At 69.0% G+C, this 13,996-nt stretch carries 12 protein-coding genes; 5 read left to right on the forward strand and 7 right to left on the reverse strand.

All coding sequences use genetic code 11. From position 1 onward, the window contains the following. Positions 1 to 66: 66 nt before the first annotated feature. On the reverse strand, positions 67 to 1,188 hold the full coding sequence (locus tag ABZX37_RS39135; RefSeq protein WP_354748382.1) for a PDZ domain-containing protein: 1,122 nt from the start codon (positions 1,186 to 1,188) through the stop codon (positions 67 to 69). A gap of 89 nt (positions 1,189 to 1,277) precedes the next feature. On the opposite strand from ABZX37_RS39135, the gene ABZX37_RS39140 reads away from it, so the two are divergent. Then, positions 1,278 to 2,702: a zinc-dependent metalloprotease gene (locus tag ABZX37_RS39140; protein ID WP_354748384.1), complete on the forward strand. Its 1,425-nt coding sequence runs from the start codon at positions 1,278 to 1,280 to the stop codon at positions 2,700 to 2,702. 501 nt (positions 2,703 to 3,203) lie between these two features. Here the strand turns inward: ABZX37_RS39140 and ABZX37_RS39145 are convergent. Continuing rightward, positions 3,204 to 3,713, reverse strand: a complete 510-nt coding sequence (locus ABZX37_RS39145; protein WP_344268851.1) for a M48 family metallopeptidase — start codon at positions 3,711 to 3,713, stop codon at positions 3,204 to 3,206. Positions 3,714 to 3,929: 216 nt separating this feature from the next. On the opposite strand from ABZX37_RS39145, the gene ABZX37_RS39150 reads away from it, so the two are divergent. The 3 genes from ABZX37_RS39150 (at position 3,930) to ABZX37_RS39160 (ending at position 7,448) form a co-directional block, all read left to right on the forward strand. Beyond that, positions 3,930 to 5,015, forward strand: coding sequence for a ThiF family adenylyltransferase (locus ABZX37_RS39150; protein ID WP_354748385.1), 1,086 nt, complete (start codon positions 3,930 to 3,932; stop codon positions 5,013 to 5,015). A 61-nt stretch (positions 5,016 to 5,076) separates the two neighbouring features. Further along, positions 5,077 to 6,420: an AarF/ABC1/UbiB kinase family protein gene (locus ABZX37_RS39155; RefSeq protein WP_354748387.1), complete on the forward strand. Its 1,344-nt coding sequence runs from the start codon at positions 5,077 to 5,079 to the stop codon at positions 6,418 to 6,420. A 455-nt stretch (positions 6,421 to 6,875) separates the two neighbouring features. Beyond that, a complete protein-coding gene (locus ABZX37_RS39160; RefSeq protein WP_354748389.1) occupies positions 6,876 to 7,448 on the forward strand; it encodes a hypothetical protein in 573 nt (190 codons plus the stop codon). A gap of 434 nt (positions 7,449 to 7,882) precedes the next feature. Here the strand turns inward: ABZX37_RS39160 and ABZX37_RS39165 are convergent, their stop codons facing one another. The 5 genes from ABZX37_RS39165 to ABZX37_RS39185 all read right to left on the reverse strand — a co-directional run bounded on the left by ABZX37_RS39165 (position 7,883) and on the right by ABZX37_RS39185 (position 13,021). Beyond that, complete coding sequence (locus tag ABZX37_RS39165) at positions 7,883 to 8,065, reverse strand: hypothetical protein (RefSeq protein WP_354748391.1); 183 nt, start codon at positions 8,063 to 8,065, stop codon at positions 7,883 to 7,885. Continuing rightward, entirely contained in the window at positions 8,062 to 9,216 is a 1,155-nt protein-coding gene (locus ABZX37_RS39170; RefSeq protein ID WP_354748393.1) for a methyltransferase domain-containing protein, read from the reverse strand. The genes ABZX37_RS39165 and ABZX37_RS39170 overlap by 4 nt, the downstream gene beginning before the upstream one ends. Positions 9,217 to 9,922: 706 nt before the next feature. Next, positions 9,923 to 10,270, reverse strand: a complete 348-nt coding sequence (locus ABZX37_RS39175; protein WP_354748395.1) for a WhiB family transcriptional regulator — start codon at positions 10,268 to 10,270, stop codon at positions 9,923 to 9,925. Positions 10,271 to 10,423: 153 nt separating this feature from the next. Further along, a complete protein-coding gene (locus ABZX37_RS39180; RefSeq protein WP_354748397.1) occupies positions 10,424 to 10,702 on the reverse strand; it encodes a hypothetical protein in 279 nt (92 codons plus the stop codon). A 219-nt stretch (positions 10,703 to 10,921) separates the two neighbouring features. After that, the gene (locus ABZX37_RS39185; protein WP_354748399.1) at positions 10,922 to 13,021 is read right to left on the reverse strand and encodes an ATP-dependent DNA helicase UvrD2; all 2,100 of its coding nucleotides are present in this window, start codon (positions 13,019 to 13,021) and stop codon (positions 10,922 to 10,924) included. A gap of 64 nt (positions 13,022 to 13,085) precedes the next feature. Between ABZX37_RS39185 and ABZX37_RS39190 the strand changes: the two genes are divergently transcribed. After that, a complete protein-coding gene (locus ABZX37_RS39190) occupies positions 13,086 to 13,814 on the forward strand; it encodes a DUF4191 domain-containing protein (protein WP_354748401.1) in 729 nt (242 codons plus the stop codon). The last annotated feature ends 182 nt before the right edge of the window (positions 13,815 to 13,996 follow it).

Consider the following 13,996-nt stretch of genomic DNA (forward strand, 5'->3'; position numbering starts at 1 on the left):
GTGAAGGGCCCCTTGAGGGAATCAGATTCCCTCAAGGGGCCCTTCACGGACTTGCTCGAGTGCCGGTCAGCAGTGCTCGACCGGGCGGCCGGCCTTCAGGTTGTCCAGCTGCTTGAGCGCGTCGTCCAGCGTCGACACCTTGATGAGGTTGAGCCCTTCCGGCGCGGCCGATTTGGCCTCGGCGCAGTTGTGCTCGGGGACGAGGAAGTCGGTCGCGCCCGCTTCCTTCGCGCCGACGACCTTGAACGAGATCCCGCCGATCGGCCCGACCTGGCCGGTCTCGCTGATCTCGCCGGTGCCCGCGATGTGCCTGCCGCCCGCGAGGTCGCTGCCCGGTTTCCCGGGCGGGGTGAGCCGGTCGATGATCGCGAGGGTGAACATCAGGCCCGCCGAGGGGCCGCCGACGTCCTGCAGCGAGATGTCGACGGAGAACGGCGCGACCGCGCGGTCGACGGCGGTCAGCCCGAGGAAGCCCTGGGTGCGGTCCTCGCGCTGGGCGAGCGTGACCGGCACGGTGCGTTCCGGCTGGCCGAGGTGCTGGAAGGTGACCTGGACGCTGTCGCCCGGCTTGGTGTTGACGATCGAGGCGGCGACCTCGGCGGCCTCGCGCACCTGCTTGCCGTTGACCGCGATGAGCTTGTCGCCGGGGGCGAGGATGTGGTCGGCCGGACTGCCGGACACGATCTGCTTCGCGACGACCTGCACCGGATAGCCGAGGTGGCGCAGCGCGGCGACCTGGGCGTTGCTCTGCGAGTTCTGCAGCTGCTGGATGTTCTCCTGCTTGACCTGCTCGTTGGTCTCGCCGGGCTTGTAGTACTCCTCGCGCGGCGCGAGCGCGTAGCGGCCGCTGGCCCAGAGGCCGAGCGCGGTGAAGAGGTTGATGCCGTCGTTGAGCGAGACGGTGGTCATCCGCAGTTCGCCGCTGGTGCCGTAGGTCTGCTGTCCCTTGACCTGGATCACCGGGTTGCCCGCGGCGTCGCGGCCGAGGGTGTCGTAGGTGGGCCCGGGGCTGATCGCGACATACGGCACCTGGACCAGGAACCCGGCCACGACGAACACCAGGAACAGCACGCCGCTGACCAGCATCGTCCATCCGCGGCGGGTCATCCGCCGGTCGCTGCGGGCCGGCGCGCGCGACGGCTCGGCGCGGCGGGACTGGTTCGCGGTGTCCTCGTCCGGTTTTGTCACGAGCGACAGCGTACGGTGACTGTGTTCGCTTCCCGGTGAAGGCCACGGTTGACGCGCTGAGCCGGGTCGTACCCGCGTACGGTGGAGCTATGAGCAATCCCCCGTTCGGCTTCGGACCGCCCGATCCCGACAAGCGAGGCGACAACGACCCCTCGAACCCGGGCCAGCCCGGCGGAGCCGAGGCGTTCAACCAGCTCGGGCAGATGCTGAGCCAGCTGGGCCAGATGCTGAGCCAAGCGGGCTCGTCGAGCGGGCCGGTCAACTACGACCTGGCGAAGCAGATCGCGCTCCAGAACCTGAGCGGACGGGACGACGGCAAGATCGGCTTCGCGTCCGAGGGCGGCGATTCCTCGACGGCCGTGCGCGACGCCGCGCACCTGGCGGAACTGTGGCTCGACGCGGCGACGATCCTCCCCGCGGGCGCGACGACCACCGTGTCGTGGTCCGCGCGCACCTGGGTCGAGAAGACGCTGCCGACCTGGCAGCGGCTGTGCGATCCGGTGGCGCAGCAGGTGTCCGGCGCGTGGATGCAGGCGCTGCCCGAAGAGGCCAAGCAGGCCGCCGGTCCGCTGCTGTCGATGATGGGCCAGATGGGCGGCATGGCCTTCGGGTCCCAGCTCGGCAACGCGCTGGCGCAGCTCGCGCAGGAAGTCCTCACGTCGACCGAGGTCGGCCTGCCGCTCGGCGAGGCCACCACGTCGGCGCTGCTCCCGGCGAACATCGAGAAGTTCACTGAAGGTTTGGAGCTGCCCGCCAGCGAGGTGCTGGTCTTCCTGGCCGCGCGCGAAGCCGCGCACCAGCGGCTGTTCGCACACGTGCCGTGGCTGCGGCAGCGCCTGCTCGCGACGGTCGAGGAGTTCGCCCGCGGCATCACCGTCGACACCTCCGCGCTGGAGTCCCTGGCCGGAAGCATCGACCCGGCGAACCCGGCGAGCATCGAAGAAGCGATGTCGTCCGGCCTGTTGGAGCCCCAGACCACTCCCGAGCAGCAGGCCGCCCTGAAGCGCCTGGAAACCCTGCTGGCGCTGGTGGAAGGCTGGGTGGACGTGGTGGTGGCCGAGGCCATCGGCGACCGCCTTCCCGGAGCCGAGGCCCTGCGCGAAACGCTGCGCCGCCGCCGTGCGACCGGCGGCCCCGCCGAGCAGACCTTCGCGACCCTGGTGGGTCTGGAACTGCGCCCGCGCCGGATGCGCGCCGCGTCGTCCCTGTGGAAGCTCGTCGAAGACCGCCACGGCATCGAAAAGCGCGATGGCCTGTGGTCCCACCCGGACCTCATGCCGACCGCCGAGGACCTGGACGAGCCCCTGGACTTCGCCGACCGCATGGCCGAACCGCCCGCTCTCGCTTCGGACCTGGACCCGATCGCTGAGCTGGAGCGCACGGAGAAGGCCGAGCGCGAGGCCCGCGAAGCCAAGTCGGCCGCCGAGGGTGGCGGTGAGGCTAAGGATTCCGACACAGCCTCTGACGGCAAGGGCGACGAGACCCCGAAGGACGAGGGGAACCCGCCTTCCTAGGGCCTCTCAGCTACCTCGCCCGCGCGGACCGTCTCACCTGAGCTGAGACGGTCCGCGCGGGCTTTGTATTGCCAGCACTCCGCTCCGCACCCAACGCCCGCCCCTCGTTGGTTCCTCCACACCATCGATCACGGCGAGCCAGGCGACCGCTCCGCACCCAACACCCGCCCTCGCTGGCTCCTCCGCACCATCGATCACGGCGCGCCAGGCGACAGCCAAGACCTCGACGTTCGAGCCTTCCCACTCGGCCGCCCCGCTCACTTGAGACACCGCCGCTGACTTGTCTCCGGCCAGGCCGCCTCAGCCGTCTGGTCCCGCGTTCAGGATCGCCTGGCCCTTCTCCCGGCTGCGATCAGCCGTCCGCGCAGTCCTCCCCCGAAATCCTTCGCTCCACCGCAGCTGGCCACGAACTCCGCCCGGCCACGCCGTCCGCCCTCCAGAACCCTCCGCAACCAGCGTCCACCGGCTCTCCAACGCGGCCGAGCAGCCGCAGCCACCCCCTCAGTCCTCCTCCGAAATCCCCCACCCAGCCGCCGCCGAAAGCCCCTCCAGGTACCCGATCGCCCGTTCCGTCTTCGGATACCGGTTGACCAGCGTCCAGAACGCCGCGTCGTGCCCCGGCTCCTTCAGGTGCGCCAGCTCGTGGATCAGCACGTAATCCAGCACCCACTGCGGCACCCGCTGGAGCCGGTCGCTGACCCGGATGGTCGCGTCCACCGGCGTGCACGACGCCCACCGGGTACGCATCGGCGGCACCCACCGCACGCTGGCCGGCAGCGCTTTCCCGTCCAGGTACTTCGCCCCGAGCAGGGCGCAGCGCGCCAGCAACGCCGCGTCCGACGCCTTGGGCGGCGCCGCCTTCCGTCCTCCCGAGCGCAGCAGCCTGCGCTCCATCTCCGCGACCCAGTGTTTCTCTTCCTCGCGGGTCATCCGGGCCGGGATGAGGACCACCAGGGTGTCCTCGTTCCAGTACGCGGTGACCGTCCGGTGCCTGCGCTGGCTGCGCCGCACCTCGACCTTGTGTTGAGAAGTGTCCGACGGGGCCTTCTCGCCCCTGCCTCTCAGTGAGGGCATCCGTGCTTCGACCACTCGACAACGGTAAGGCTCAGCACCGACAACTTGGAGCGCCGAAAGGTCACAGCCCTGAGTTGTCCACAAGTAGATTTCCCTGTGGACAACTCGGCTTCTCACCCGCGAGTGGCGTTCCGGAGCTGCCAAGCTGGCCGCATGACCCTGTCCAGTGTTCCGCCGCCGGACGTGCTCCTCCCGGCGTATCCGACGTTGCTTCCGGGCATCCACGTGCTCGAACGCGACGGCAACGAGATCCAGTTCGGCCTCGACCCCCGCCACGGCATCATCGCCAACGGCCTGCCCGCTCCGATCGTCGACAGCGTCCGCAGGCTCGACGGGCGGCGCGGGCTCGAGGACATCCTGCTCGCTGTAGGCGAACACCGGGACCAGTTCCATCTGCTGCTGAAACAGCTCGCCGCACTCGGTTTGGTCACCGAAGCGGCGAAGAAGAGCGCGAAACGGGTCGAGACCGGGTTGTGGTCGCTGCGAGCCCGCCACTACCAGCCAGCGCTCACGGACCGTCGCTGGCAAAGCCTCATCGCGGTCCACGGCAGCGGACGGATCGCCGTGGCGGTCGCCGCGCTGCTCGCGGCGTCCGGAGTCGGGCACCTCGACATCCGTGCGTCCGGCAGAGTCAACGAAGCCGACCTCGGCTCCGGGTTCACACCGGCTGAGCTGGGCCAACCTAGGCAACGCGCGATCCGGACCGTCGTCGCCCGGGTCGCGCCCGACGTCACCACCGCCCGGAACCAGCGCCGCCTCCCTGACCTCGTGCTGCTCACCGACACGCTCGTCCCGCCGCCGGAAGAAGTGGCCGAACTGGTCGACTCGGCCACCTCGCACCTGCCGGTCCGGGTGTGGGAGGGCACGGGCATCGTCGGCCCGCTCGTGGTACCTGGCCGCAGCGCCTGCCTCCGCTGCTGTGACCTGCATCGGACCGATGCCGATCTGTCGTGGCCAAGGATCGCGACACAGCTGGTCGGCCGGATTCCACGGGCTGATCTGGGTGCCGTCCACGCCTGCGCTTCGCTCGCCGTGGCGCAGGCGATGCGGCTGCTCTCGCCGAGCGAAACCCCGCCGCCTGCCTGGAACGCCACGCTGGAGATCGACAACTTCGACGGAAAGTTGCACCGCAAGGACTGGGAGCCACATCCGGACTGCGGTTGCGGAGCGCCCGTACCGGTCGAGGAAGGCCCCTTACCGGCGGAGGAGGCTCCCGAGGAGGTGCTGCAAGAGACGTAGGCCACACCTAGGTGGCGTCAGCAGGCTGCGAGCGTCGTGCTCATCAAGGCAGAATCGCAGGGTGACCGACTTTCGCGACCGAACCGGAGACCGCGATTCCGCCATGCCGCGTCGCGGCGCTGCCCGTACCGCGAAGCTGGCGAGCCTCCCGCTCGGCATCGCCGGACGAGCCGTGGGCGGCTGGGGCAAGCGGCTGGCCGGGCAGAGCGCTGAACAGGTGAGCGCGACGCTCTCGGCCAAGGCCGCGGAGCAGCTGTTCGAGGTGCTGGGCACGCTCAAGGGCGGCGCGATGAAGTTCGGGCAGGCACTAAGCGTCTTCGAGGCCGCGGTGCCGGACGACATGGCGCAGCCGTATCGGGAAGCGCTCACGAAGCTGCAGTCGGCCGCGCCGCCGATGCCTGCCCGGCAGACCCATCGCGTGCTCGCCGAGCAGCTGGGCCGGTCCTGGGTCGGACGGTTCTCGCACTTCGACGACGAGCCGGCCGCCGCGGCGAGCATCGGCCAGGTGCACCGCGCGACCTGGCACGACGGTCGCGAGGTGGCGGTCAAGGTCCAGTACCCGGGCGCGGACGAGGCGCTGCGCAGCGACCTGCGCCAGTTGCAGCGCTTCAGCAGGCTGTTCCAGGCTTTTGTGCCCGGCACCGACGTGAAACCGCTTCTCACGGAGCTGGCCGAGCGGATGGACGAGGAGCTCGACTACCTCGCCGAAGCCGACAACCAGCGCGCGTTCGCGAAGGCGTTCGAGGGCGACCCCGAATTCCTGATCCCGCGCGTCGTGGCGAGCGCGCCGAAGGTGGTGGTCAGCGAGTGGGCCACCGGCACCCCGCTGGCCGAGATCATCTCGGACGGCGATCCGGCCACCCGCAACCTCGCCGGGCGGCTTCTCGCGGAGTTCCACTACTCGTCGCCGGCGCGGGCGAATCTCCTGCACTCCGACCCGCACCCCGGCAACTTCATGCTGACCGGCGACGGCAGGCTGTGCGTGATCGACTTCGGCGGCGTCGCGAAGCTGCCGCACGGAATTCCGCGGCACCTGGGCGAAATCACGCGACTCGCTTTGGACGGCCACTCCGACGACCTGATGCGGCTGCTGCGCGAAAACGGTTTCGTGCGCGCGGATTCGTCCCTGGAAGCGGACGAGGTGCTTGCCTATCTCGCGCCGTTCACCGAGCCGCTGGCCGAGCCGACGTTCCACTTCACGCGCCGCTGGATGCAACGGCAAGCGGGCCGCGTCGGCGACTCCCGCGGCAACGACTTCCACGTCGGCCGCTCGCTGAACCTGCCGCCGGAGTACCTGATGATCCACCGGGTCACGGCCGGATCGACGGGCATCCTCTGCCAGCTCGACGCCGAGATCCCAGCTCGCGGCATCGTGGAACGGTGGCAGCCGGGGTTCGCCGCCTAGTTGTCCACAAGCCGAGGCGACCCCGCCGAGTTGTCCACAGATTGCGCAGGGTGGTTTCGCTGAGTTGATCAAGCCGTCATTCTCGAGGTATGACGACTACGACAAGCACAGACTCCCTCGCTTTCGGTGACCTGGTCTCGCACGGAGTTCTCCACCGACGGCACCTGCGCGTCGCGGGAATTTCGGATCGAAGAGCCGCACAGCTTTCCGGCCCGGGCGGACCGTGGCGACAGGTGTACTCCGGCGTGTACCTCGTGCACGACAAACCTCCGAGCCGAGAAGAACTCCTGCACGCGGCCGTTGCCCGGTACGGTCCCGGAACCGTCGTCACCGGCACAGATGCGTTGTGCGCACACGGAATCAGCCATCCGCGGACCGCCGAGATCCATCTTTTGGTACCGCACAACCGAAGGCCAGCCAACGAACCGAGCGTCATCACGTACCGCACCGCCCGAATGCCCGAAGCGATCCTGATCGACGGCTTGCCCTACGCGAGCGCCGCCCGCGCCGCTCTCGACCTGGCCCGGCGGGAAAACGATCCGGACGAGATCGCAAGGCTGGTCTCGCTGCCGCTGTATTGGGGCTTAGCGGATCGCGCCGAACTGACGCGCGAACTGGACAACGGAAACCAGCGCGGCTCAGCAGCTGTACGCACTGTCCTGCGCAGCCTCGACGACCAAGAAACCTTCGCACACGGACAAGCACTCCGTGTCCTCCAACGAACACCGCTGCCCACCCCGCAATGGAACGTCGCAGTCTGCGACCGCCGCGGCCGACGACTCGGTACCGCAGATGCGTGGTGGGACGAAATCGGCCTCGCCTGGCGCTACCGCACCGCAGCGGGCCCCGAAGACTTCAGCCACCTAGCCCTGGCCGCGACCGGCACCGTGTTGTTTCGGTGCACCCCACGCCAACTCCGGGATTCACCGGAGGAGATGAGCACTGAACTCCTCAACGCCTACCGCCATGCGGCGCGCACTCCTCGCCCGAAAGTGCGCGCTGTCTACAAGACAGGAAATGCCGCATGACCCAAACCTGACGCACAGGCGGGACAACGCGGGCATTGCTGTCAGCCACTCGGCAGGCAACATGTCCTCGACGCCCCCGGCGTGGCCACGCGTTCACCGATACCCGGAGGCAACTTACTTCGGCTTACGCCCGAGGCGAGTGGCCAGCGCTCGACATGCCGGAAATTAATGCGCGCGCAACCCCAGTCGCCGATATTCGCCGGACAGCTTGCCGTTGACCTGCCGAAAACTAGCTGCGTCCAACCCAGGGCACCGGTATCGGGCGGAGAGGCTTTCGTTGACCGACCGAACCTAGCTGTGCCCGGCCCCGGGCACCGATATTCGCTGAACAGCCTGCCGTCGACCTACTGAAAACTGGCTCGTCCTAGCCAGGGCACCGATATTCGCTCAACAGGCCGATACTGACCGTCCGAATCTGGCTGCCCGCGATCCGGTCACCAGTATTCGTCCGGCAGCTTGCCTTCGATGTCCCGGACGTGGTTGCGCGCGCAGTCCGGACAGAGCCAGCGCTGCTCGCCGTTTTCCTTGGTGCTGACCCAGGCCAGGATCGCGAGCGGGTCAGTTTCGGCGGCACGCGCTCGACCGCACCGGGAGCACGTCGGGCCGGGCGCGGTCACGGCCGACGTCCGTGGTGCACGGTGCGCGCGCCGAGCAAGAAGAGATCGCGACGTTTGCCGAGGTAATGGGAGCTGTCCGGATCGAGCAAAGAAGCCAACGTCGCGCGGTCTTCGTCCGCGAGATGGTCGGCACCGTGCGTCGCGAGACGGGAAAGGTGGTGGTGCACATAGTCAGTGAGACCGTCCGGACCAGGTGCGGGGTGGTCCACCAACGCACTGAACGAGCCGACTTCGGCGAGCCCGGCCCGTTCGAGCGCGACTGTCCAGCCGTAGGGCATCGGCACGGCGCCGTCGATGCCCTCGCGCATCCCGACGAACCACTCAGCCTGCGCGGCCTGCAACCGGTCCTCTAGGCCGGGCCGTCCGACTCCGAGATCCCAAGGGAGGCAAGAAAAAGACAACCCGCCCTCAGCGAGAGCGACGACGCCGCCAGCCCGTGCGACAGCCGCAAGCGTGCCAATCGCGGCCTGCTGGTCCGGAAGGTGATGCACAACGCGCGACGCCCACACGAGATCCGCGGCGGGAAGCAAGTCAGGCAAGGCACTGTCGGCAAGATCGGCGACGATCGCCCGAACCTCGACTGTCGGCGCGGTTCCTCCGGCGGTTGCGAGGTCGGCCGCGGCCACGTCGGCGACCGCAGCACGAACCTCGGCTGTCGGTGCCGTACCCCCGGACGATGCAGCGGCGTCCTCATCCCCGTCAGCGACCGCAGCACGAACCTCGGCTGTCGGTGTCCTGCTTCCGGTCGCAGCGGTGTGGTTGCTCGAACCCGCGCCGGACGTGCGGTGGTCTCCGTCCCCCTCGCTCGCGACATGGCCTCGGCGTTCGGGCGGGAGGGCTGGGTTGTCTGCGCGGTTGTTCTGCGCTGCATCGGCGGCAGCGCGGACGGCGCGTTCGGCCTCGTGGAGAAGCTCGGGAGTCGCGTCGACCAGGATGATTGTGCCGCCGTGCTGGGTGGCCAGGGCTTGGGCGAAGTGGGTGCTCATCCCGCCTGCGCCGCAGCCCAGGTCGATCACCGTCGGGTTGGCGGGGAGTTTCGCGGCCAGGCGGGCTGCGATGGCGGCCTGCGCGGGGGCGTCGAGGGTGTCGGCTGCGCGGAGGAGGACCAGCCGGTCAGCCCAGTCGATGTGGTCGTGCGTATGTCCGGACACTGGCTCATTGAACACCCGTCCCCGGACGAGAACGAGCCTGGAAGGTCCCCCGACGGGCCTTCCAGGCTCATTCCCGCGAAGTGATCAGCGACGGGATTGGTCGCGCGGACGCCTGCCCCTCCCCTTGGGCAGAGCGTCGCTTCCCCGTTCCCGAAAACCGATACCGGTTGCTGACAGCCGAGCCGGTTGGGCAAGGCGAATCAGGCCGACGGCCTGGTCCGCAGCCGGATGATCGGGCGACGGAACCGGAGCCACGCTGCCTGAGATGAGCCGGGCAGCGCGAATCGACTCGGAGGCGGGATCAAAAGCCCGGGCGGCCGACGCTCGTCAGCAGAACTGGAGGCAATCCTGCTGGCGGGCATCGGCTTCCGGACGGTCCCAGACAAAGAGGCAGGTCAGGCGAGTCCAGCCGAAGCCGGACCCACCTCACCCGACCGAACTGGGGTCTAGCTGGGTGGTTGGAATCGCTCCGCTCGGCTGGTCGCCCAGCGGGCTACTCGCGACCAGCGGCGCGCGGCTCGCGCTCGGCGCCATGGACGTTGGATTTCATGTTCGGTTATCAGGTCGCGTATTCGCGCTCGGGACAGTTCTTCGTGAAGCAACATCTTCGTGGTCTCCTGAGACTTGTTCTGCTTGGGTTTCGGCTGCACACGGACCGGTTTTCCGGTGCGGGCCTCGAAATCGCGCGTGGTGATGAGGTCGACGGTCATGCGGCGGCGCTCCGGGCCGCGGCGACGGGTTCGAGGGCTGCGTTCTTGCGCGGACGGCCACGGGGCCGCTTGCGCGCGATCACCGCACCGCGCTCGAAGATCTCCCCTCCCCAGACACCCCACGGCTCACGCCGGGCGAGTGCTCCCGCGAGGCAGGCCTCGCGGACCGGGCAGCCGGCGCAGAACGCCTTGGCCCGCTCGAGTTCCGCGGGCGATTCGGCGAACCAGAGGTCCGCGTCGCGCGAGCGGCAGGGGAGTTCGGGCTCAGCGACCCCGTCGAGCAGGTCGCCGATGTCGAACCCTTCGGCTAAGGGGCCCTCAGCGAGGGCGATGGCGGCAGACATATCCGTGCTCCTTTGCGATTCGGTGGTGGTGTGGCGGTGGGCGATCGAACTGGACAACTTGTTCCTTCTTGTTGTGCAGCCAAAAAAACACGAAGGCCGCGGATCCGGTTACCGGTTCCGCGGCCTTCGTGAGCCTTGAGTCCTGACGTCAGGTCAGGAACTTCGCTCCCGTATCGACAACGGAACACGGAACTGCTTGATGGTCGGCAGATCGACATCAACCTGCGGGTACGCGGCAACAACGGCCGCAGTCGCGAGAGTGATGCCGGCCGGGGCCCCGTTGCGCTCGATGCGACGCAATCCGTCAATGTGACGACGCGTTCCGTCGATGTGCGCGAACGTGGACACACCGGTGCCCTGGCGCGGGGCGGCGACGGTCGTGCAGACAGGCAGACCAGTGCCAGGGATCGTGTGCATCAGATTGCTGATCATTTCACCGGCACCGCCTTTCTCTGTCGGACTGCGCCGCGTGAAGCGGCAACCGTCGTGTTCTTGTTCTTCCCCAGACCGGGCCTTCTTCTCGCCCGGGTGCCTACGCAGGCTATGCGCCCCAGCACAGCCGGGGCAACTTATTTTCCCAAATCTCTGCCGAAGAGACGAAGATCGCCCCCTAGCAGCAGGTTCGCCGCATCGATCACCGCGAAGACGCGGTCAAGATCGCATCGACGAACGGACCACGTCGAGCACTTCCGCGCCGAACCGCTCGAGCTTCGTCGCGCCGATCCCGGAGATCGACACCAGCGCGCCGTCGTCGGTCGGCCGTTGCTCGGCGATCGCCATCAGCGTCGCGTCAGTGAACACGACGAACGCCGGGACCTTCAACTCCCGCGAACGCTCCCCGCGCCACGTCTTCAGCTTCTCCAGCAAATCCTCATCCACTGTGGACGGGCATTTCCCGCACCGCCCCAGCTTGACCTCCATGGTCTGCACCAGCGGACCGCCGCACAGCCGGCAGCGCGCGACGTTCGACCCGGGCTTCGACACCTGCTGCGAACGCGCGATGCGCGCCGCCGGGTGATCCTCCGGGATCAGCCCGTACAGGAACCGCGACCGCCGCCGATTGCGTCCCCGGCCCTGTCCGCGCGAGAGCGACCACGACAGCGACAGATGTTCTCGAGCCCGCGTCACCCCGACGTAGAACAGTCGTCGTTCTTCTTCGATCGCGGCGTCGTCGCCGTCCGCGTGCAGGATCGGCATGGTGCCCTCGGACAGCCCGACGAGAAACACCGCGTCCCACTCGAGCCCCTTCGCCGCGTGCAGTGACGCGAGCGTGACGCCTTCGACCGTCGGCGGGTGCTGCGCCGCCGCGCGCTGTTCGAGCTCCGCGACGAAGCGCGGCAGATCCGCGTCCTCGACCGACGCCGCCAGCTCCTCGGCCAGCTCCACCAGCGCGAGCAGCGCGTCCCACCGCTCCTTCGCCGCGCCCCCTGACGGCGGTTGCTCGGTGAGCCCGACCCGCGCGAGCACCGAGCGCACCGCGGTGACCAGCTCCAGCGAGGTCGGTTCCATCGACGCCGTGCGCAGCGCCGCCATCGCCTGCCGCACCTCGGTGCGCTGGAAGAACCGCTCGCCGCCGCGGACCAGGTATGGGATCCCGGCTTCGGTGAGCGCCTGCTCGTAGGCCTCCGACTGCGCGTTGACCCGGAACAGCACCGCGATCTCGCTCGCTGACACGTCCGCGTCGAGCAGTTCGCGGATCCGCCGCGCGACTGCGCTGGCTTCGGCGGCCTCGTCCTCGTACTCGGCGAACTGAGGTTCCGGACCCTCCGGCCGCTGTCCGATGAGCTTCAGCCGCGAACCGGCCGGACGTCCGCGCGCGGCGCCGATCACGCGGTTCGCCAGCGCGACGACCTGTGGCGTGGACCGGTAGTCGCGTTCCAGGCGCACGACGGTCGCCTCCGGGAACCGCCGCGTGAACTCCAGCAGCGACTTCGGCGAGGCGCCGCCGAAGGAGTAGATGGTCTGGTTGGCGTCGCCGACGACGGTGAGGTCGTCGCGGCCGCCGAGCCACGCGTCGAGCAGCCGCTGCTGCAACGGCGTGACGTCCTGGTACTCGTCGACCACGAAGCAGCGGTACCGATCGCGGAACTCGGCCGCGACCGCCTCGTGCTTCTCCAGCACCGCGGTGGTCTGCAGGAGCAGGTCGTCGAAGTCGAGGACCTGCGCGTTCGTCTTCAGCTCCTCGTACCAGCGGTAGACCTCGGCGACCTGCGCGACCGGCGCGGGAGTGTCGCGCTGCGTCCGCGCGGCGACCGAGGGGTAGTCGTCCGGCGACACGAGCGACGCCTTGCTCCACTCGATCTCGCTCGCCAGGTCGCGCAGCACCTCGGTCTCGGTGCTCAGCCGGACGCGCTGGGCGGCCTGTGCGACGAGCCGGAACTTGTTGTCGATCAGGTCCCACGGCCGGTCGCCGACGACCCGCGGCCAGAAGTAGCGGAGCTGACGGCGGGCGGCGGCGTGGAACGTCAGCGCCTGCGCCGCGTCGACCCCGAGGCCGCGCAGCCGGGTGCGCATCTCCCCCGCGGCGCGCGTCGTGAAGGTGACCGCCAGTACTTGCCCCGGCGAGACGTGGCCCGATTGCACCAGGTGGGCGATGCGGTGCGTGATCGTCCGGGTTTTGCCGGTGCCCGCTCCGGCGAGGACGCACACGGGACCGCGGGGGGCCGCCGCGGCGGCTCGCTGCTCGGGATCAAGCCCGTCGAGCAGGCCTTGGCGGCTCTGCCGGCTCTGGGGAGACGATGCGATGGCCACCCCGCGATCCTCGCAGAGGGGGCCGACGGATTCCCGGCCGGGCACGCGGCCGTATCCTGGTCATATGGCGGGCAAGCAGGACAAGGAAGCGGCCAAGCAGGCCAAGCGGGAAAAGCGCGCTGCGAGCAAGGCCCGGCGCGGCCAGCTGTTCGAGGCGTTCAAGATGCAGCGCCGCGAAGACCCGATGCTCATCCCCTGGATGGTCGGTTCGATCGTGGTGGTCGCCGGTGTGCTGTTCGGCATCGGGTTCATCTTCAATATCCAGTGGACGCTGCTGCCGCTGGGCGTCGTGCTCGGCATCCTGCTCGCCGTGATCATCTTCGGCAGGCGCGTGCAGCGCACGGTCTACGGGAAGGCCGACGGCCAGCCCGGCGCGGCCGCCTGGGCGCTGGAGAACCTGCGCGGGAAGTGGAAGGTCACGCCGACCGTCGCCGCGACGACCCAGCTCGACGCCGTCCACCGCGTGCTCGGCCACCCCGGCGTGATCCTCGTGGCGGAGGGCGCTCCGCACCGGGTGAAGAACCTGCTCGCGCAGGAGAAAAAGCGCGTGTCCCGGCTGGTGGGCGACACCCCGATCTACGACGTCACGATCGGCCACGAGGACAAGCAGGTTCCGCTCAAGAAGCTGCAGTCGCACCTGACGAAGCTGCCGCGCAACCTCAAGCCGGCCCAGGTCGACGCCCTCGAAGCGAAGCTGGCCGCCCTCGGCTCGCGCGGCGCGGCGATGCCGAAGGGGCCGATGCCCGCGGGCGCGAAGATGCGGAACGTGCAGCGCACCATCCGCCGTCGCTGACGCTGCTTGCTGACGAAGAACCCCCGGTCCGAGGCGGCCGGGGGTTCTTCGCGTTCGAAGCAGCGCGGCGCGGGACCGGCGCGAGGTTGTTGTCCGTGAAGGGCTCCTTGGGGGAATCAGATTCCCTCAAGGAGCCCTTCACGGACCAGCGTCAGCGCATCCGGATGACGACGGTGTTGGTC

This window comes from Amycolatopsis sp. NPDC004079, from assembly GCF_040610415.1.
Lineage (GTDB): Bacteria > Actinomycetota > Actinomycetes > Mycobacteriales > Pseudonocardiaceae > Amycolatopsis > Amycolatopsis halotolerans.